Source organism: Rhizobium sp. NFACC06-2, from assembly GCF_900101425.1.
GTDB classification, from domain to species: domain Bacteria; phylum Pseudomonadota; class Alphaproteobacteria; order Rhizobiales; family Rhizobiaceae; genus Agrobacterium; species Agrobacterium leguminum.
This window is the reverse complement of the sequence record NZ_FMVA01000003.1, coordinates 81,431-101,216: the sequence shown is the minus strand read 5'-3', so window position 1 is coordinate 101,216 and position 19,786 is coordinate 81,431. Positions and strand designations below refer to the sequence as shown.

21 protein-coding genes are annotated in these 19,786 nt (G+C 60.8%); 9 read left to right on the top strand and 12 right to left on the bottom strand.

Translation table 11 applies throughout. The annotated features are described in order from the left end of the window. Window positions 1-133: 133 nt before the first annotated feature. Genes F3H58_RS07385 through F3H58_RS07370 form a run of 4 tightly spaced genes read right to left on the bottom strand, consistent with a single transcriptional unit; the run spans window position 134 to window position 3,642 of the window. The gene (locus F3H58_RS07385) at window positions 134-892 is read right to left on the bottom strand and encodes an ABC transporter ATP-binding protein (protein WP_149741738.1); all 759 of its coding nucleotides are present in this window, start codon (window positions 890-892) and stop codon (window positions 134-136) included. Further along, a complete protein-coding gene (locus F3H58_RS07380; RefSeq protein ID WP_149741737.1) occupies window positions 892-1,728 on the bottom strand; it encodes an ABC transporter ATP-binding protein in 837 nt (278 codons plus the stop codon). Before F3H58_RS07380 ends, F3H58_RS07385 begins: the two co-directional genes overlap by 1 nt. A gap of 4 nt (window positions 1,729-1,732) precedes the next feature. Next, entirely contained in the window at window positions 1,733-2,620 is an 888-nt protein-coding gene (locus F3H58_RS07375; RefSeq protein WP_003524723.1) for an ABC transporter permease, read from the bottom strand. Next, window positions 2,620-3,642 (bottom strand): ABC transporter permease, encoded by a 1,023-nt coding sequence (locus F3H58_RS07370; protein WP_020813122.1) that lies wholly within the window; start codon window positions 3,640-3,642, stop codon window positions 2,620-2,622. Before F3H58_RS07370 ends, F3H58_RS07375 begins: the two co-directional genes overlap by 1 nt. Window positions 3,643-3,958: 316 nt before the next feature. Between F3H58_RS07370 and F3H58_RS07365 the strand changes: the two genes are divergently transcribed. Further along, window positions 3,959-4,594, top strand: coding sequence for a LysE family translocator (locus F3H58_RS07365; RefSeq protein WP_149741736.1), 636 nt, complete (start codon window positions 3,959-3,961; stop codon window positions 4,592-4,594). 27 nt (window positions 4,595-4,621) lie between these two features. Here F3H58_RS07365 and F3H58_RS07360 read toward each other — a convergent pair whose 3' ends face one another. Both F3H58_RS07360 and F3H58_RS07355 read right to left on the bottom strand, forming a co-directional pair. After that, entirely contained in the window at window positions 4,622-5,353 is a 732-nt protein-coding gene (locus F3H58_RS07360; RefSeq protein WP_149741735.1) for a FadR/GntR family transcriptional regulator, read from the bottom strand. Window positions 5,354-5,449: 96 nt separating this feature from the next. Continuing rightward, window positions 5,450-6,436 carry a GlxA family transcriptional regulator gene (locus tag F3H58_RS07355; protein ID WP_149741734.1) on the bottom strand — a complete coding sequence of 329 codons (987 nt, stop codon included), beginning with the start codon at window positions 6,434-6,436 and terminating at the stop codon, window positions 5,450-5,452. Window positions 6,437-6,565: 129 nt separating this feature from the next. Between F3H58_RS07355 and F3H58_RS07350 the strand changes: the two genes are divergently transcribed. The 7 genes from F3H58_RS07350 to F3H58_RS07320 all read left to right on the top strand — a co-directional run bounded on the left by F3H58_RS07350 (window position 6,566) and on the right by F3H58_RS07320 (window position 11,459). Then, window positions 6,566-7,393, top strand: a complete 828-nt coding sequence (locus F3H58_RS07350) for an alpha/beta fold hydrolase (protein ID WP_003524728.1) — start codon at window positions 6,566-6,568, stop codon at window positions 7,391-7,393. A 26-nt stretch (window positions 7,394-7,419) separates the two neighbouring features. After that, the gene (locus F3H58_RS07345) at window positions 7,420-8,211 is read left to right on the top strand and encodes an SDR family NAD(P)-dependent oxidoreductase (protein WP_149741733.1); all 792 of its coding nucleotides are present in this window, start codon (window positions 7,420-7,422) and stop codon (window positions 8,209-8,211) included. 13 nt (window positions 8,212-8,224) lie between these two features. Further along, window positions 8,225-8,710, top strand: a complete 486-nt coding sequence (locus F3H58_RS07340; RefSeq protein WP_149741732.1) for a hypothetical protein — start codon at window positions 8,225-8,227, stop codon at window positions 8,708-8,710. A gap of 265 nt (window positions 8,711-8,975) precedes the next feature. Beyond that, window positions 8,976-10,271 (top strand): bifunctional sulfur transferase/dioxygenase Blh, encoded by a 1,296-nt coding sequence (gene blh, locus F3H58_RS07335; protein ID WP_149741731.1) that lies wholly within the window; start codon window positions 8,976-8,978, stop codon window positions 10,269-10,271. Next, a complete protein-coding gene (gene bigR / locus F3H58_RS07330; RefSeq protein WP_149741730.1) occupies window positions 10,265-10,621 on the top strand; it encodes a sulfite-sensing transcriptional repressor BigR in 357 nt (118 codons plus the stop codon). The genes blh and bigR overlap by 7 nt, the downstream gene beginning before the upstream one ends. Further along, complete coding sequence (locus tag F3H58_RS07325; protein WP_149741729.1) at window positions 10,618-11,025, top strand: YeeE/YedE family protein; 408 nt, start codon at window positions 10,618-10,620, stop codon at window positions 11,023-11,025. Before bigR ends, F3H58_RS07325 begins: the two co-directional genes overlap by 4 nt. Then, window positions 11,022-11,459: a YeeE/YedE family protein gene (locus F3H58_RS07320; RefSeq protein ID WP_149741728.1), complete on the top strand. Its 438-nt coding sequence runs from the start codon at window positions 11,022-11,024 to the stop codon at window positions 11,457-11,459. The genes F3H58_RS07325 and F3H58_RS07320 overlap by 4 nt, the downstream gene beginning before the upstream one ends. A gap of 55 nt (window positions 11,460-11,514) precedes the next feature. Here F3H58_RS07320 and gpmI read toward each other — a convergent pair whose 3' ends face one another. From gpmI to F3H58_RS07285, 6 genes are all read right to left on the bottom strand, one after another. Next, on the bottom strand, window positions 11,515-13,032 hold the full coding sequence (gene gpmI / locus F3H58_RS07315; RefSeq protein ID WP_149741727.1) for a 2,3-bisphosphoglycerate-independent phosphoglycerate mutase: 1,518 nt from the start codon (window positions 13,030-13,032) through the stop codon (window positions 11,515-11,517). A gap of 209 nt (window positions 13,033-13,241) precedes the next feature. Further along, window positions 13,242-14,513: a dihydrolipoamide acetyltransferase family protein gene (locus F3H58_RS07305; protein WP_149741725.1), complete on the bottom strand. Its 1,272-nt coding sequence runs from the start codon at window positions 14,511-14,513 to the stop codon at window positions 13,242-13,244. A 2-nt stretch (window positions 14,514-14,515) separates the two neighbouring features. Further along, window positions 14,516-15,529, bottom strand: coding sequence for an alpha-ketoacid dehydrogenase subunit beta (locus F3H58_RS07300; protein ID WP_059753514.1), 1,014 nt, complete (start codon window positions 15,527-15,529; stop codon window positions 14,516-14,518). Between the two features lie 2 nt (window positions 15,530-15,531). Continuing rightward, window positions 15,532-16,770: a 3-methyl-2-oxobutanoate dehydrogenase (2-methylpropanoyl-transferring) subunit alpha gene (locus F3H58_RS07295; RefSeq protein WP_149741724.1), complete on the bottom strand. Its 1,239-nt coding sequence runs from the start codon at window positions 16,768-16,770 to the stop codon at window positions 15,532-15,534. Between the two features lie 44 nt (window positions 16,771-16,814). Then, window positions 16,815-17,942, bottom strand: coding sequence for an acyl-CoA dehydrogenase family protein (locus F3H58_RS07290; protein ID WP_149741723.1), 1,128 nt, complete (start codon window positions 17,940-17,942; stop codon window positions 16,815-16,817). Between the two features lie 12 nt (window positions 17,943-17,954). Further along, the gene (locus F3H58_RS07285) at window positions 17,955-19,070 is read right to left on the bottom strand and encodes an acetyl-CoA C-acyltransferase (RefSeq protein ID WP_502706415.1); all 1,116 of its coding nucleotides are present in this window, start codon (window positions 19,068-19,070) and stop codon (window positions 17,955-17,957) included. A 231-nt stretch (window positions 19,071-19,301) separates the two neighbouring features. Here F3H58_RS07285 and F3H58_RS07280 point away from each other — a divergent pair, with 231 nt between their 5' ends. After that, window positions 19,302-19,775 (top strand): Lrp/AsnC family transcriptional regulator, encoded by a 474-nt coding sequence (locus F3H58_RS07280; protein ID WP_035221263.1) that lies wholly within the window; start codon window positions 19,302-19,304, stop codon window positions 19,773-19,775. The last annotated feature ends 11 nt before the right edge of the window (window positions 19,776-19,786 follow it).

Sequence of the window (19,786 nt, the reverse complement as noted above, 5' to 3'; positions counted from 1 at the left end):
CTACGCGTAATTGGCGGCCCGCCATCCCCGCCGTAGCCATTCCAAAAAAATGCCCGGCAGGGAGGCCGGGCAAGGAAGGAGGATGTTATTATCCGTGACGCCCCGGAGGAGGACGGTCACGGTCTTGGAGCCGTCACGCGCCTTCATATTCCAGCGAGGCGCCGATCAGTTCGCGCGCATAGGGATGCGTCGCGCCATTGCCGGCGATAGCCTCGCGCGGCAGGATTTCGGTGATTTCACCACGCAGCATCACCGCGAAGCGGTCGCACATGTGATCGACGACGGCGAGATCGTGGGTCACCATGATATAGGTGAAGCCACGCTCTTTCCGCAGGCGCTGGAGGAGGTTGAGGATTTCCGCCTGCACCGAGACATCGAGCGCAGACGTCGGCTCGTCTAGCAGCAGCAGCGACGGTTCGAGGATCAGCGCCCGGGCAATCGCCACGCGCTGCCGCTGACCGCCGGAAAGCTGGTGCGGGAAGCGGTCGAGAAAAGAGATGGGCAGTCCGACATCCGTGATGACCTTGCGCATCCGCTCTTCACGATCGCCGAGCTTGTGGATCGCAAGCGATTCCGAAAGCACGGTGCGCACCGACTGGCGAGGATGCAGCGATCCATAGGGGTCCTGAAACACCATTTGCAGCATGCGGCACCGTTCGATCAACGGCATATCGCGCACCGACCTGCCGTCGATGAGGATATCGCCGGTCCAGAAATCGTTGAGCATGGAGACGCAGCGAAGCACGGTGGATTTGCCCGATCCGCTTTCGCCGACCAGCCCGAAGCACTCGCCCGGCTCGACGCGGAAGGATACGGAAGGCAGCACTTTCAGCGCCGTATGGCCGCTGCCGAAGGTGATGGAGAGATCGCGGGTTTCAACGGAAACGGCCATTATACGTTCTCCTCCAGCCATTCGGGGCGGCGATCCAGCACCGCAAGCGGCGCGCGCGTGCCGCCGATGCGCGGCTGCGCCGCCAGCAGGCCGCGCGTATAGGGGTGCTGCGCCTGATCGAGATCGCGTGCGGCAAGCGTTTCCACCACCCGGCCGGAATACATGATGAGCACACGGTCGCAGAAATTGCGCACGAGATTGAGGTCGTGGCTGATCATGATGAGGCCGATGCCGCGATCACGCACCAGCCCGTCGAGAATATTCAGCACCTGCAGCCGCACCGTCACATCAAGCGCCGAGGTCGGCTCATCGGCGATGACGAGATCGGGATCGGCAAGCAGCATCATGGCGATCATGACACGCTGGCCCATGCCGCCGGAAATCTCATGCGGATATTGTTCGTAAACACGGGCGGCATCGCGGATTTTCACCGCATCGAGCATGGCCAGCGCCTTTTCCCGGGCCTCGGCTTTCGAAGCCTTGAAGTGGCGCAGATAAGTCTCCGTCACCTGGTCGCCGACCCGGCGGATGGGGTTGAGGGAGAATTTCGGATCCTGAAGGATCATCGACATGCGCCGGCCGCGAACCTTCAACATCTCTTTCTCATCGAGCGAAAGAAGATCGAGGCCATCGAAATCCAGCCTGTCGGCGGTGATTGTCGCCGACGGCAGAAGGCGCAGCAGGGCGCGGCCGACGGTGGATTTGCCCGAGCCGCTTTCGCCGACGATGCCGAGCCGTTCACGCCCGAGTGTGAAGGAGATACCGCGCACCGCCGCAGTCGGCGAGCCGCCATAGCGAATGCGGAGATTTTCGACGTCGAGGATTGGTTTTTCCATGGCCCTATCTCCGGTTCATCTGCTTCGGATCGAGCGCATCCCGCAGGCCATCACCCAGAAGATTGAAGGCGAGGCTGACGGAGAGGATCGCAATGCCGGGGAAGGTGACGAGCCACCAGCTATCCAGCATGTAACGCCGGCCGGTGGCGATCATCGCCCCCCATTCCGGCAGCGGCGGCTGCGCGCCGAGGCCGAGGAAGCCGAGGCCGGCGGCGGTGAGGATGACGGTCGCCATGTTCAGCGTCAGGCGGATGAGGACCGAAGGCAGGCACATGGGCATGATCGACTTGACGATGATGCGCAGCGGCGATGCGCCCTGAAGCCGCGCGGCGGCAATATAATCCGCCTTGCGAAAGGTCATGGCTTCGGCACGGGCAAGGCGCGCAATCGGCGGCCAGGAGGTGAGCGCAATGGCGATGATCGCATTGTTGAGGCTCGGGCCGAGTGCTGCGACGAAGGCGAGCGACAGGATGAGGCTCGGGAAGGACAGGAAGATATCCGTGATGCGCATCATCACCGTATCGAACTTGCCGCCGAGATAACCGGAAGCCGTGCCGACCAGAAGGCCAACGGGACCGACGATGATCGAGACCAGCGAGATGATGGTGAGTGTGATGCGTGCGCCCCAGAGAAGGCGGCTGTAGATATCGCGCCCCAACTCGTCCGTGCCGAAGACGTGGCCATTACCCGGCGCCTTCAGCGTATTGGCGAGATCCTGTGCGTAGGGGTCATGCGTCGCAAGCCAGGGCGCGAAAATCGCGGCGATGACCAGAAGCAGCAACACAGCTAGGCCGAAGGCCGATGTCGGGCTTTTCAGGAGGAAAACCACGATGTTCTTCAGCGCATTCAAGGGCACCGGAAGGCGGAAGGAGGTTTCTGTACGGGCCGTCATCAGCGGGTCCTCGGATCGAAAAAGCGGTAAAGAATGTCGGACAGGAGATTGAGCCCGATGAAGATGACGCCAACGATAAGCACGCAGGTCATCACGGCATTCATGTCGCCGATGATAAGATTGCTGGTGAGATATTGCCCGAAGCCCGGCCAGGCGAAGACGGTTTCAATGAGAACCGCCCCTTCCAGCAGCGAACCGTAAGCAAGCGCAATAATGGTGACGAGCTGCACGCGAATATTACCGAAAGCATGCAGCCACACCGTCTGCCGCTGCGACAGGCCCTTGACGCGGGCGGTCGTCACATATTCCTGGCCCAGCTGGTCCAGCATGAAGCTGCGCGTCATGCGGGTGATATAGGCCGACGAGGAATAACCGAGCAAAGCGGCGGGAAGGATGAGGTGGTTGATGGCCGACCAGAAGACCTCCATATCGCCCGCAAGCAGGCTGTCGATGAGCAGAAAGCCCGTCCGCTCCTCGACCAGACCGATATAGAACTGGTCCATGCGTCCACCGCCGCCGACAAGGCCGAGATGGGCGTAAAAAACGATCAACGCGATCATGCCGGTCCAGAAGATCGGCATGGAATGGCCGAACAGGCTGAGCACCCGCACCAGATGATCCTGCCAGCGGTCTTTATTGACGGCGGCATAAACGCCCATGGGAATGCCGAGGCCGGCGCCGATCAGGATCGCGAAGGTCGCCAGCTCCATCGTCGCCGGCATGACCCTGATGATGTCTTCGATGACCGGACGCCCGGTGCGGATCGAGGTTCCGAAATCGCCGGTGAACACGTCTCCCAGATAATAGAAGAACTGTTGCCACAGCGGACGGTCGAAACCGAGCGCGTGATAGACCTGTTCATAGGTTTCGCGCGTCGCATCCTCGCCCACGATCGCCCGCACGGGATCGGCGGGCATCAGGCGGCCGATAAAAAAGGTCAGCAGCAGCAATCCAAGCAGCGTAACCGCAATACTTCCGATCTGGCCGGACAGGCCATATAGCGAAAGGCGTCTTTTTGACATGATTCCTCCCTTGCCAGAGATCGACCGCGCAAGTGACCAGGGCGCAATCCTGTCTGACAACTATCCGCAAGTTGTCACAGGTGTTGGAGGCTGTCAAGCGCATGCCAGCGAAATCCGTATTGGTCAAGGTTCCGAAATATGTGTCCGGGGTGGAAATTTCAGACCGGGCTCACCCAGCTTTCGTTTTTGTTTTTGGGGAAAGGTGCCTGCGTTGCCGCAACCGCAAATGCCTGTATTCTCCGCCTTACGGAATGCGCGGATACCTGTCCCCCGGCTATGATGCCGATGACGTCCGTGCCTTCAAGGGGAGGAAGATATGGCTGACATGACGCTTCTGGCATTTGCCGTCGTCGCCTTTATCGGCATTGCGACGCCCGGCCCCACCGTTTTGCTGGCGCTTGCCAATGGCTCGAGATTCGGAATACGCCGCGCGATGATCGGCATGGCTGGTGCTGTCCTCTCGGATTTCGTCCTGATCGGCGCGGCTGCGCTGGGACTAGGCGCCCTACTCACGGCCTCCGAATTCTGGTTCAGCGTCGTCAAATGGGTGGGCGTCTGTTATCTTGCGTTTCTTGGCCTCATGCTTTTGCGCTCCAAAGGCACGCTTGATGGCGTCCTTCAACCGGCAGAGGCCAGCGGTGCCGCCTCCACCCGCTCGATTTTCCTCAAGAGCTTTCTCGTGGCGGCGACCAACCCCAAGGGATATCTGTTCTTTTCGGCTTTCCTGCCGCAATTCATCGATCCAGCAGCGCCGCAACTCCAGCAATATGCGGCGCTTGCGCTGATCTTCGCCGGCATCGATTTTATCGTGATGTTCGGATATGCCCTGCTCGGCTCGCAGGCCGTCCGGCTGTTGCGGAAATCCGGAGCCCTGTGGCTCGACCGGGTTTGCGGCGGCGCGCTTCTCACACTCGCCGCCTCGCTGGCCTTCTATCGGCGAGCGAGCGCGTAACCCATTGGCCTATAGGCCATTTCGGGATCACTCCGTGGCAGTGCGGGAGCGCAGAAGCACCTTGTAGCGCTCAAGGCTGCCGCGCAGATGCGCCGCCATATATTGGCGGGCGGCATCGGCATCGCCTTCGATGATGGCGTCGACAATCCTCGCATGCTCCTCCTGGAGATGCAGGTTGTAGTCCTTCGGACGCGACCCGGGCGCCGCACCCTGCAATTCGCCGCGGGGAATGATGCCGGAGCGAATGAGCTGAAGAAACTCTGGAAACCGCCGGTTCTGCGTCGCCTGTGCAATGGCCAGATGGAACTCGAAATCGGCGTCCCGCGTCGGCAGGCCGGCGGCGAGACAATCACCAACGCGCCGATGCGCATCCACAATCGCCTCCACCTGCACGGCGGAACGGCGCGATGCCGCAAGCCCGGCGGATTCGACCTCGAAAACGGTGCGCAATTCCAGCAATTCGATCACCGAGGAAATTCGCCCGACGGCCAGATCGTTAAAGGGCAGCTCCTTGGCCGGTTTTACTTCGACAGCAAAAACGCCCGCACCCTTGCGGGCTTCAACAAGGCCATCGGCGCGCAGAATGGCGATGGCCTCGCGCACCACGGTTCGGCTGACGGAATATTCACGCGTCAGTTCGCTTTCGCTTGGAAGACGGTCGCCGGGGCGGAACACACCCTCCGACAGATCCCGCCGTAATGCCGAACTGATTTTCGCCGCGAGCGATACCCCCTGCTTCGTGCTGCTCTCAACGTCCATTCCGGCCCACCTGTTTTAAACTTGTCTGGCATGTTAGCAAACGCCCGCCACATTGCAAGGGCCGGGCCTCCGCACCGCCGGCACGGTTGGCCGCCCTCACGCCGCAGCCATGGCCGCACTGCTGGAAAAGCGGCTTCTATATTCACCCGGTGAGAGACCGAGAATGCGGTGAAACACCCGACGAAAGGCGGCTGAATCTTCATAACCCACCGACCATGCGATCTGATCGACCGAACGGCGGGTGAATTCCAGCAATTCCCGCGCCTTGCCGACCCGCAGATGCTGGACATATTCGATGGGCTTCATGCCGGTCGCCGCCTTGAAGCGACGCAGGAAGGTCCGCTCCTCCAGACCGGCATGGCCGGCCATGTCGGTAACGCTCGTCGCCCGCCCGGCGCGGGTCTGCAGCCAGTGCTGCACTTTCAGGATCGGCTCATCGCCATGCGTCAGCCTTGGAGCAAAGCTGCTATAATGACGCTGTTCGCGCCCCGAAGGATCAATCAGCAGGAATTTGCCGGTCTCGATCATCACCGAAGGTCCGAGCAGTCGGTCGACGATGCGCAGGCCAAGATCGGTCCACGCCATCAATCCGCCAGCCGTGATGATATCGCCGTCCTCGATGACGATCTTGTCTATCTCCAGCCGGACATCAGGAAATCGGTCCCGAAAACGTTCCGCAAACAGCCAGTGGGTCGTCGCCGGGCGGCCAGCCAGAAGCCCGGTGGCCGCGAGCATGAAGGACCCACCGCAACTGGCAGCCAGCGTCGCGCCCTGGGCGTGCCGGTTCAGCAGCCAGCGGGCGTAAGGCTCGGCTTCCTCGATTTCAGCCGGCCCGGTCAACCGGCCCGGCACAACGAAGATATCGGGATGCCCCGGCCCGCCGGGTTCCGTGTCATAGGAGCGGGAAAAATCACCGCCTTCGCCCATGCTCCAATGGCTAACCCGCAATTTAGGCCCGCCGCGATCCTGTGAAAATACCGACGCGATGGCGAAAAGATCGGTGATGCCATGCACCATGGCGATCTGACAGTCCCGATAGAGGACCAGCCCCACTTCCAGCGCGCTTCCCGTTACACCTGCCATGCGCCCACACCCCGTTTTGTCAGTTTCGGCTCGTTTTCTGTCAGAAGCGCCAATCCAGCCCCGGCACCCTCCAGAGTATCTCTATTCCCACGGGACGCAAGCAAGCTCCCTGCAACAGGAGAGAGAGCCATGACAACGATCACCACCAGAGACGGAACGCATATTTTCTACAAGGACTGGGGCCGCAAAGACGGCCAGCCCATCATCTTCTCCCATGGCTGGCCGCTCAGCGCCGATACATGGGATGCGCAGATGGTGTTCTTCGCTAACAACGGTTTCCGCACCATCGCCCATGACCGCCGCAGCCACGGCCGCTCCGATCAGGTCTGGCATAACAATACCATGGATCAATATGCCGACGATCTGGCCGAGCTGATCGAACAGCTCGATCTTCACGACATCATTCTGGTCGGCCATTCCACCGGCGGCGGCGAGGTCACCCGCTATATCGGCCGCCACGGCACGGCCCGCGTCGCGAAAATCGCCCTCATCGGCGCGGTGCCGCCGCTGATGCTGAAGACGGAAAGCAATGCCATCGGCCTGCCGATCGATGTTTTCGACGGTATCCGCAAGGGCACCTATGACAATCGCAGCCAGTTCTTCAAGGATCTGACCATTCCCTTCTACGGCTACAACCGCGAAGGCGCCGTGATATCCGAAGGCATCCGCGACGAATTCTGGCGGCAGGGCATGATGGGTGGCCTGAAAGGCCAGCTCGACAGCATTCGCGCCTTTTCGGAAAGCGATTTCCATCAGGACCTGAAGGCCTTCGACAAACCGACACTGGTTCTGCACGGCGATGACGACCAGATCGTGCCGGTCGGCGCATCCGCGCTTTCCACGGTCAAAATCGTCAAACACGCGGTCCTCAAAATCTATGAAGGCGCCGACCATGGCCTGACGCAGACCCATCAGGACCGGTTCAACGCCGACCTTCTCGCCTTCATCAACGCCTGAAACCGCCGCACAAAGGAGACACGGACATGACACAGAATACATTTCTCATCACCGGCGCATCCGACGGCATCGGCGCGGTCTATGCCGAACGTCTGGCAAAACGCGGCCATGATCTCATTCTCGTGGCGCGGCGCGCCGAAAAGCTGAAGGCGCTCGCCGCACAGCTGGAAAAGGATCATCGCATCGCGGTCGAGGTTCTCTCCGCCGATCTTTCCAGGGCGGAAGACCTCGAAAAGGTGGAGGCGCGGCTGCGTGACGACCGGCGGATTACCGGCCTCGTTAACAATGCCGGCATTGCCGGCGAGGGCGCAATCACGGCGCTCGACCCGGCCTATGTGACGACGATGATCAACCTCAACATTCTTGCCGTCACCCGGCTTGCGGCAGCCATCGCACCGCGCCTTGCCGCCGATGGCAAGGGTACGATCATCAACATCACCTCGGTCACGGCCCTGATGCCGGCGGCCTTCACCGCTGTCTACCCGGCCACCAAGGCCTTCGTGCTTGCCTTCACCGAGGCGCTGCAGGCGCAGCTTTCGCCCTCCGGTGTGCGGGTTCAGGCCGTCCTGCCGGGCATCACCCGCACGGCGATCTGGGAAGAGGAACGGCTCGAAGCCATTCCGGCCGCCATGGTCATGGATGTTTACGAGATGGTGGATGCGGCCCTTGCCGGCCTCGACCTCGGCGAAACGCTTACCATTCCTTCCCTGCCGGATACGGCCGATCTCGAAAATTTCCTTGCAGCGCGCGCGGCGTTAAGGCCCAATCTGTCGCATGCACTTGCCGCCAGCCGGTATCGTGCAGCCAAAACCGAATAGAGGGAGACGTATCATGATCCTCGGACTGACCATTCCCCAATTCACGGCATTGCATGTGGGCTTAAGCTTCATCGGCATTGCCACTGGACTGATCGCCCTGCCAGCTTATGCGGCGGGGCGGTGGATGCCCCGCATGATGGCGTTTTTCCTCGTCACCACGCTCGCCACCACACTTACCGGCTTCCTGTTTCCAATCGGAAATTTCACACCGGCACTCGGCGTCGGCATCATCTCGACCCTCGTTCTGGCAATCGCACTGGTTGCGCTTTATGGATACGGTCTGAATGGCAGGGCGCGCATCATTTATACGATCACCGCCACGATCAGCCTTTATCTCAATATGTTCGTGTTGATCGTTCAGGCTTTTCTGAAGGTCGAAACACTGAACAACCTGGCGCCGAACGGCAATGAACCACCCTTCGTGGTCGCCCAGACGGTTCTGCTTGTTGCAGCCATCTGTCTTGGCTGGAAGGCGACACGCCGCAGGCTCGCGGTCTGAAGCGAGCCTGAATTCGAACCGGTTTTCGCGAACATGCCTTGTGCCCCAATATTTCGGGCACAAGGCATGTTTTTGCATGTCAGATACAGGCAATCTCCGCCCACCCGTCACAAAACGAAGAAATCCCGTCTCTAGGATTTCCTTCCGAACCTTTCCTGAAAATACGGCAGGGGACATTCGGAAACGAGGGCAGTCCGCGCCCTTGCAAACATACAATATACATTATATAATAATATATATTAAATTATTACAACAGGAGGTGCCGATGGATGCCGTGAAGATCAACGAGCGTCTGACAGTTGCGGGCCAGCCGATGATCGGCGATTTCCCATCGCTCTCCGCCCAGGGTTATAAAAGCATCATCAACGCCCGGCCTGATGGTGAAGAGCCCGGCCAGCCGGGCAATGCGCAGGAAAAAAGCGCCGCCAGCGCGGCGGGCATGGATTATGGTTTCATCCCGGTCAGCGGCCCTACTATTACCGAAGCCGATATCCGCGCCTTCCAGCAGAAAATGGCGGAAGCGGAGGGCCCCGTTTTTGCCCATTGCAAGGGCGGCACCCGCGCGCTCACGCTTCATGTTCTCGGGGAAGCGTTGGATGGGCGCATCGAAAGGGACGATATCGAGGCTTTTGGCAAGGCGCATGGCTTTGACCTTTCCGGCGCCACCCGCTGGCTGGAACGGCGCGCTGCGGCGGTTCCGCACGTCAAGGCATTCTTCGATCCGCGCACATGGAGCGTGCAATATGTCGTTTCCGATCCGGCGACCAAGCGTTGCGCCATTATCGACCCGGTCTATGATTTCGATGAGAAATCCGGCGCAACCGGAACGATGAATGCCGACGCCATTCTGGATTATGTGGAGAGCAAGGGCCTGTCGGTGGAATGGATTCTCGATACCCACCCGCATGCCGACCATTTTTCCGCCGCCCATTATCTGAAGCAGAAGACCGGCGCGCAGACGGCGATCGGCGCGAAAGTCACCGGCGTGCAGAAGCTCTGGCAGGAGAAATATAACTGGCCGGATTTCAAAACCGACGGCTCGGAATGGGACCGGCTGTTCGAGGCGGGCGACAGGTTCAATATCGGCTCCCTTGAAGCGCGCGTGCTGTTTTCGCCCGGCCACACGCTCGCTTCCGTGACCTATGTGGTGGGTGATGCCGCCTTTGTGCACGATACGCTTTTCATGCCCGATTCCGGCACCGCGCGCGCCGATTTCCCCGGCGGCAGCGCCAGGGAACTCTGGGCGTCGATCCAGGACATTCTCGCCCTTCCCGATGAAACACGGCTTTTCACCGGCCACGATTATCAGCCCGGTGGCCGCGCGCCTAAATGGGAAAGCACGGTCGGCGAACAGAAACGCAGCAATCCGCATCTTGCCGGCATGACGGAGGAGGGTTTCATCCGCCTCAGAGAAGCGCGGGATCGCACATTGCCGATGCCGAAGCTCATTCTTCACGCCTTGCAGGTCAATATTCGCGGCGGCCGCCTCCCGGAGCCGGAAGCGAATGGCAAACGTTACCTGAAATTTCCGCTCGACGTGCTGGAGGGCAGCATATGGTAAAGGAAACCGCGCTGGAAAAGCCCCGGCATATTGCAGAAATCCCTCTCCCCGCCATGGAAGAGCGGGCTGTCGAGGTCGCGCTGCTTCTGAAAACGCTTGCCCATCCCGCGCGGCTGATGCTCGCCTGCACGCTGGCGCAGGGGGAGTTTTCCGTTGGTGAGCTGGAGGTCAAGCTGGATATTCGCCAGCCGACGCTTTCCCAGCAGCTGGGCGTCCTGCGGGAAGCCGGTGTGGTCGAAACCCGGCGCGACGCCAAGCAAATCTTCTACCAACTGAGCGAAGCGAAAGCGGCGCAACTGATCGAGGCCCTTTACACCATATTCTGCGCGCCGGAGGAGGAGACCCCGTGAGCCCCTACTGGCCCTCTCTTTTCGGCGGCATGCTGCTCGGTCTTGCCAGCATTCTGCTGTTTCTTTTCAACGGCCGCATCGCCGGCATCAGCGGGATCATGGGCAAGATGCTCGGCAGGGAACGGCGTCTTGCCGATCTCACCTTCGTCGCCGGCTTGCTGGCCGGGCCATATATCCATGCCGCCGCATTCGGCCGGCTGCCTGCCGTCACCATAGTTTCACCATGGCCGCTCATCCTCATTGCAGGACTGCTGGTGGGTTTTGGCACACGCATGGGCTCCGGCTGTACGTCCGGCCATGGCATCATGGGGCTGGCGCGATTTTCCCGGCGCTCCGTCGCCGCGACCGCCACCTTCCTGATTACCGGTATTTGCGCCGCGACGATAAAGGGAGCCCTGTCATGAAAAATCCAGCCTTGGCGCGTGTTGTCCTGGCATTAGCCGCAGGAGCGCTGTTCGGCTTTGGCCTCTCGCTCTCCGGCATGGTCGATCCGGCCCGTGTTTCCGGTTTTCTAGATGTGGCGAGCGGCCATTGGGACCCGAGCCTGATGTTCGTTCTCGGCGGCGCAGTGATGGTCGCCGTGCCGGGTGTGCTGCTCAGCCGACGTCTCGCCAAACCGGCCCTAGCAGAGGATTTCAGTCTTCCGGCAAAAACCCGCATCGACCGGCCGCTCATAACAGGCTCGGCCATTTTCGGCGTCGGTTGGGGGCTTGCCGGTTTCTGCCCCGGCCCGGCACTATCGGCTCTCGCCCTCGGGCTGATGCCGGTCGTTCTTTTCGTCGGCGCCATGATTGCCGGCATGCTGGTTCACGACCGCCTCTACGCAAAGCAGCCATAACGCAAACGCTCGTTCGGCGCGCGGGGCTGGAACCCTCCCGCGCGACGGCGTGTGATTAGAGGTCGATCAGGCTTTTGCCCGTCATTTCCGGCGGCAGCGGCACATTCATCAGTTGCAGCAGGGTAGGCGCGACATCGGCAAGAATGCCGTCATGCAGCTTCGCACCTTCCGGGCCACCGAAAAGGATCACCGGCACCGGATTGGTGGTGTGCGCCGTATGCGGGCCGCCAGTCACCGGGTCGACCATGGTTTCGCAATTGCCGTGGTCGGCAATGACAAGCATCGCGCCACCCACTTTTTCGAGGGCGGCAACGACCGCACCAAGCCCACGATCCACGGCTTCACAGGCCTTGATTGCGGCCTGAAGGTCGCCGGTATGGCCGACCATATCGGGGTTGGCGTAATTGGTGACGATCAGATCGTAACCCTTGCCGATTGCCTCGACGAATTTTTCCGTCACTTCCGGCGCGCTCATCTCCGGCTGCAGATCGTAGGTCGCAACCTTAGGGGATTTCGGCATGAAACGGTCTTCGCCGACCTCCGGCTCTTCCTTGCCGCCATTCAGGAAGAAGGTGACATGCGGATATTTTTCCGTCTCGGCAAGGCGGAACTGCGTGAGCCCCTGCTTCGCCACCCATGCGCCCAGCGTATTGACGATATCGCGCTTCGGGTAAGCCGTCGTCATGAAATCATTATGGCGAGTGGAATATTCCACCATGCCCAGCAGTGCTGAAAGCACAGGCTTTTCGCGCGCAAAACCGTCGAAATCATTCGCACCGATGGCGAGGAGAATTTCACGGGCGCGGTCAGCGCGGAAATTCAGGCAGAACAGGCCGTCGCCGGCTTTGAAACCTTCATAACCATCGATCACCGTCGGCAGGATGAATTCATCCGTGACGTTGTTTTTGTAGCTCTGGGCAACAGCGCTCACCGCATCCCGCGCATGTTCTCCCTTGCCGAGAACCATCGCGTCATAGGCTTTCTCGACGCGCTCCCAGCGATTGTCGCGATCCATCGCATAATAGCGGCCGATTACCGTGCCGATGCTTGCCCCCTGCGGCAGGCTTGCCACCAGCGCCGCCACAAAATCTTCAGCCGATTGCGGCGCGACATCGCGGCCGTCGGTGATGGCATGTACCACCACCTTCAGACCGTGGCTGATCATCAGCCTCACCGCCGCCTGACCGTGGAGGATATGGCCATGGACGCCGCCATCGGAGACGACGCACATCAGATGCGCCACACCACCCGCGGCCTTCACCGTGGCGGCGAAATCAAGCATCGCCGCATTGCGGAAAAAGCTGCCATCCTCAATCGCCAGATCGATCTGGCCGAGATCCATGGCGACGATGCGGCCAGCGCCGATATTGGTGTGGCCGACTTCCGAATTGCCCATCTGCCCGGTGGGCAGACCGACATTCGGGCCGAAGGTGGTAAGCCTCGCATTCGGGCAGCTGGCGAAAAGCCGGTCCATGGTGGGCGTATTCGCCAGCACCGGCGCATTGCTGGATGTGTCCTCGTTCAGCCCCCAGCCATCGAGAATAGTCAGGACAACGGGTTTGGGAGTGCGCATGGGAGGACCTTCTTCTTCATTCGGTTGCCGGCGGAGGGCGGACCGCCGGGCACCGGAGCGCCCTCTTCCGCCACTATGATCATGATGAGAAAACATGCTTCTCGTTCTTCTCTTCTATACCCGAAGATGACGAACGCAAGCCTATACCGACAGCGAAACAGTTCCATGAAGCCGGAGTGCTTCACGGAAAAAAGCCTTTGGATGAAACCTCAGCCGTCGATGAATATCAGTGCCGGCTTTTCCAGGAGCGCCTTTACGGCCTGGATGAAGACCGCCGCATCCCAGCCGTCGACGACCCGGTGATCGAAGCTCGAGGAGAGGTTCATCATCTTGCGCGGTACAAACCGGTTCCCGTCCCAGAGCGGCCGCGTCACGATCTTGTTGACGCCGATGATCGCCACTTCAGGATGGTTGATGATGGGCGTCGAAACAAGGCCGCCCAAGCTCCCCAGGGAACTGATGGTGATGGTGGACCCCATAAGCTCTTCCCGATGCGCCGTGCCGGTGCGGGCGGCTTCCGCGACGCGCGCAACTTCTTCGGCGCATTCCCAAAGGCCAAGCGTTTCCGTGTGGCGCACGACTGGAACCGTCAGGCCCGCCGGCGTTTGCGTGGCGATGCCGATATGAACCGCCTCGTAGTGGCTGACGACCCCTTGTTCGTCATCAAAAGTGGCATTCATGCCGGGATGATCGGCCACGGCTTTCACCAGCGCACGCATCAGAAACGGCAGGATCGTCAGTTTCGGCTGCCCGGAACGGCGGTTGCCGTTCATCGTAGCGCGAAGATCCTCCAGATCGGTCACGTCGACTTCTTCGACATAGGTGATGTGGGGAATGCGGGAGGCTGACAGCACCATTTTCTCGGCAATCTTGCGCCGCAGTCCAGTTATCTTCACTTCCTCGACGGCGCTGTCGTGCGGCGCTACAGGTTCAGGGCGTTCCGGCCGACCCCGTACCGTTAAAAACCCATCGAGATCGGCATGGGTGATATGCCCGTCCGGCCCCGTGCCCTTGACCTTGGTGAGATCGATATCGAGATCGTCGGCGCGCTGGCGAACGGCGGGAGACGCCAGCGGTTTATGATGCGGTTCGGCGGTGGGCGGCGGCGCCTCCTCGGGCTCTCGCGCCGTCGGCTGGGCTTCAACGGGTGGCGGCGTGTCCGTCATGTCGGCAGGCGCTTCCGTCAATTGGGTCGGTACTTCCGCTTCCGGCACGCTGCCATTGGGAGCGGCGGCGGCGACATCGGTTTCGATGCGCAGGAGCGGTGCCTTCACCGGCACAGTATTTCCGACCGTCACGGCGAGCCAGGTAACGACGCCCGCCACCGGGGACGGGATTTCCACCGTCGCCTTGTCCGTCATGACAGCGGCCAGCACCATGTCCTCATGGACGATATCGCCCGGTTTGACATTCCATTCCACCAGTTCGGCTTCCGCCACACCTTCACCGACATCAGGCATTGTGAGAACGAATTCCGCCATAATCAGGCCTCCATGACTTCGACAAGGGCGCGCCCGACACGGGCCGGTCCCGGAAAGTAGTCCCATTCCTGCGCATGGGGGTAAGGCGTATCCCAGCCCGCGACGCGGACGACAGGAGCCTCGAGGTGATAAAAACAATGTTCCTGCACCAGGGACACGACTTCGGCCCCGAAGCCGGAGGTCAGCGTCGCTTCATGCACCATGACACAGCGGCCGGTCTTGGAGACGGACTTCACGATGGTATCGAGATCGAGCGGCAGCAGGCTGCGCAGATCGATGATCTCGGCATCCACGCCCGTCTCTTCCGCCGCCGCCAGCGCCACATGCACCATGGTGCCATAAGCGATGACGGTGACAGCGTTTCCGGGACGGCGTATCTCCGCCTTGCCGATGGGAATGGTGTAGTGCCCTTCCGGCACTTCCCCCATCTCGTGCTTGGACCAAGGCGTTACCGGCCGGTCATGGTGCCCGTCGAAGGGACCGTTATAAAGCCGCTTCGGCTCCAGAAACATCACCGGGTCGGGGTCTTCGATGGATGCGATCAGCAGTCCCTTGGCGTCATAGGGATTGGAGGGAACAACAACCTTCAACCCGCAGACATGGGTAAAAAGCGCTTCCGGGCTCTGGCTGTGCGTCTGCCCGCCAAAAATGCCCCCGCCTGTCGGCATTCTGAGAACGATGGGGCAGGTGAAATCGCCATTGGAGCGATAGCGGATACGCGCCGCCTCCTGGGTAATCTGATCATAGGCGGGATACATGTAATCCGCGAACTGGATTTCGACACAGGGCCGCAGGCCATAAGCGGCCATGCCGATGGCGGTGCCGACAATGCCGGATTCACTGATCGGCGCATCGAAACAGCGGGTCTTGCCGTATTTTCCCTGCAGCCCCTGCGTGGCGCGGAAGACCCCACCGAAATAGCCCACATCCTCGCCGAACACCACGACATCGTCGCTGCGCTCCATGGACACATCCATGGCGCTGCGGACGGCTTCGATCATCGTCATTCTTGCCATGGTCACCACCCTGCCTTCTGGCGCTGGCGGGCGAGATGCGGCGGCATCTCGGCGTAAACGCCTTCGAAAATATCCTTTTTCGGCGGTTTGCCACCCTCATGCAGCGTGCCGTGGCTTTCTGCCTCGCGCTGCGCCTCAAGCACCTCATCGGCAATTTCCGCCTCCGTCTGTCGGTGCCTTTCCTCCGACCAGACGCCGCGCAGGACGAGGTGTTTTTTGAGCCTCAGAACCGGGTCGCCCAGCGGCCATGCTTCGGACTCCGTCTTGGGGCGGTAAGCGCTCGGATCATCGGAGGTGGAATGGGCGCCGACACGATAGGTCACGTATTCGATCAGCGTCGGGCCGAGATTACGGCGCGCCCGTTCCACCGCCCAGCGCGCCACGGCATAAACGGCAAGATAATCATTGCCATCGACCCTGAGTGCGGGAATGCCGAAGCCCAGCCCGCGCGCCGCAAAGGTTCCGGAGCCGCCGCGCGCGATGCCCTGAAAGGTGGAAATCGCCCATTGGTTATTGACGATATTAAGGACCACCGGAGCCTTGTAGGTGGAGGCAAAGACCATCGCCGAGTGAAAATCCGACTCCGCCGTCGAGCCGTCGCCGATCCAGGCGGCTGCGATCTTCGTATCGCCCTTGATGGCCGACGCCATCGCCCAGCCGACCGCCTGCACATATTGCGTGGCGAGATTGCCGGAGACGGTGAAGAAACCATGCTCCTTCGAGGAATAAAGCACCGGCAACTGCCGCCCATGCAGCGGATCCAGTTCGTTGGAATAGATCTGGTTCATCATGGTGACGAGCGGATAGTCATCGGCGATCAGCAACCCTGCCTGCCGATAGGTCGGGAAATTCATGTCGCCTTTGGAAAGCGCCTTGCGGAAGGCGCAGCTCACCGCCTCTTCACCCAGATGCTGCATGTAGAAGGACGTCTTGCCCTGCCGCTGCGCCATCAGCATGCGGGCATCGAAAGCCCGCAGCCGCATCATGTTTTTGAGGCCCACCAGCAATTCCTCGTCCGAGAGCAGCCCGGCCCACGGCCCGACGGCCTCACCCTGATGATTGAGGACACGGATGATCGAATAGGCGAGATCGCGCATGCTTTCAGGGGCGGCATCCACCTCCGGGCGTGGCACGGAGCCGGCCTTGGGTATTTTCACATTGGAGAAATCCGGCTGGTCACCGGGCCGCACCGCTGGCTCCGGCACATGCAGGCTGAGATGCGTGGTTTCGGTAATATCCATTCTACTCCTCCCATCGCCATCTCCTTTAGACGACGAAACAATTTTCAGAGGTTGCGCGCGATGACCATCCGCTGGACATCGCTGGTTCCCTCGTAAATCTGGCAGATGCGCACATCGCGATAGATCCGCTCCACCGGATAATCCGCCATGTAGCCGTAACCGCCGTGAATCTGGATGGCGTCCGAGCAGACACGCTCGGCCATTTCGGACGCGAAGAGCTTGGCCATCGAAGCTTCCGAAAGACAGGGCTCACCCGCCTCCTTCAGCGCCGCCGCATGCAACACCAGTTGCCGCGCCGCCGTAATCCGCGTCGCCATGTCCGCGAGGCGAAACGCCACCGCCTGATGCTCGATGATTGCCTGTCCGAAGGCCTTGCGCTCGCGGGCATAATCCCGCGCGGCCTCGAAGGCGGCCTGCGCCATGCCGACCGCCTGCGCGGCGATGCCGATGCGCCCGCCTTCCAGATTGGCAAGCGCGATGCGATACCCCTGCCCCTCTTCGCCCAACCGAAATTCGGCTGGGACCGCCATCTCGGTGAAGGCGATCTGGCAGGTATCGGATGAATGCAGGCCGAGTTTTTCCTCGACCCGGATGACCTCGTAACCCGGCGTATCGGTCGGCACGATGAACGCGCTGATGCCCTTCTTGCCCGCCTCCGCATCGGTAACGGCAAAGACGATGACGACATCGCCATTTTTGCCCGAAGTAATGAATTGCTTCGCGCCATCGAGAATATATCGGTCGCCATCGCGCCGGGCGCGGGTCTTCAGGTTGGACGCATCGGAACCGGCCTGCGGTTCGGTCAGCGCAAAACCACCGATCCATTCGCCGGAGGCCAGTTTCGGCAGGAAACGCTGCTTCTGGTCTTCAGTGCCGAATTTCAGGATCGGCACGCAGCCGACCGAATTGTGCACGCTCATGATGGTGGAACACGCCCCGTCACCGGCAGCGATTTCCTCCAGCGCAAGGGCATAGGCAACGGCACCGGTTTCCGACCCACCATAGTCTTCTGAGACCAGCATTCCGAGGAAGCCGAGCGCACCCATTTCTTTCAGCTCGTCTTTCGGGAACCGGCTTTCCCGGTCACGTGAAGCAGCCCCAGGGGCAAGCCGCTCGCGGGCGAAATCGCGGGCCATGTCCCTGATCTGCTGCTGGGCTTCGTTCAGGATCATCGCCGCCTCCCCTTAATGTCGCTCTATGCCGAGCGCGGTTGCTTCGCCGCCGCCGATGCAGACGGCGGCCACGCCCCGTTTCAGCCCGTGGCGCTGCAAAGCGGCCAGCAGGGTGACGACGATCCTCGCGCCGGAAGCGCCGATCGGATGGCCGAGAGCGCAGGCTCCGCCATGCACATTCACCTTGTCATGCGGCAAATCGAGATCGCGCATTGCCGCCATCGCCACCACGGCAAAGGCCTCGTTGATTTCGAACAGATCGAGATTCTTCGCCGCCCAGCCGGTTTTTTCGAACAGCTTTTTCATCGCGCCGATGGGAGCCGTTGGATATCCGGCGGGTGCATCCGCATAAGAGGTTTGGCCGATAATGGTCGCCAGCGGTGAAAGGCCCCGCCTTTCCGCTTCGGAGCGACGCATGAGAACGAGAGCGGCAGCGCCATCGGAAATCGAACTGGAATTGGCCGCCGTCACCGTTCCGCCATCGCGGAAGACGGGCTTCAGTTGCGGGATTTTTTCCGGCTTCGCCTTGCCTGGCTGCTCGTCCACCGAGATATCCCCGACGGGCGCTATTTCCGCTTCGAAAGCCCCTTCAGCGATGGCACGCCGGGCGCGCTCCAGCGAGGTCAGCGCATAGTCATCCTGCATGGCACGGGTGAATTGGTAGGCTTCAGCACAATCTTCAGCGAAAGTGCCCATCAGCCGACCCTTGTCATAGGCATCCTCGAGACCATCCAGAAACATGTGGTCGGTGAGCTTGCCATGGCCGAGACGATAGCCGTTGCGGGCGCGGTCCAAGAGATAGGGCGCGTTGCTCATGCTTTCCATACCGCCCGCAAGCACGATGGAAGAGCTTCCCGCCGCAAGCTGGTCATGCGCCAGCATGATCGCCCTCATGCCAGAGCCGCACATCTTGTTGATGGTCGTCGCACCAACCGAGTTGGGGATTCCGGCGGCAATGGCCGCCTGTCTGGCCGGAGCCTGCCCTTGCCCCGCCGTAAGCACACAACCCATCAGCACATCGTCAATATCAGAAGGTGGAACCGCAGCCCGCTCAACAGCCGCACGGATCGCCGCCGCACCGAGATCGGGCGCGGCCACCGATTTGAATTCGCCCTGGAACCCACCCATAGCAGTACGGGCGGCCCCGACGATCACGACAGGGTCATGCAAAGCCAAATTCACCTCCCTTGGCCATCCTCCCGCTTGAGAGAACGACCGTCATCGCAATCTCCTCCAGACCGCGACTGAGGTGAACGCTATCACTATCTCGAATTCATTTCAAAGCTATTTTGATTGACAGTTTTTTGATTGGCGATATCTTTGATCCAACAATTAGTCATATCATAGAGCAAATGATCCATGATTGAGCTCGACAGTTTCGACCGGAAGATTCTGCATGTGCTCGGCGATGACGGGCGGGTGAGCTGGCGCGATCTTGCAGCGCGGATAGGTCTTTCCTTCACGCCGACGCTGCGACGCGTGCGCAAGCTGGAAGAGGAAGGGATCATTCGTGGCTATACCGCCGTGTTCGATGAGAACCGGCTGCTCGGCAATATGGGTGTCTTCATCTCCGTCACGCTGGAGCGGCAGATCAAGGAAGCGCTGACGACCTTCGAACACCATGTCGCTTCCATTCCCGAAGTCGTGGGCGGTTACCAGACCAGCGGAAGTTCGGATTATCTGATCCACGCCATGGTGCGGGATTTGCCGCATTATCAGGAGCTTCTGGATTTCCTGACCACGGTTCCCGGCGTGTCGCGCATCCAGTCCAATTTCGCCATCAAGACATTCGTGCGCCGTTCCGCCGCCTTCACCGGGGGTGACGCGCCGTAATCGAGGGCTGC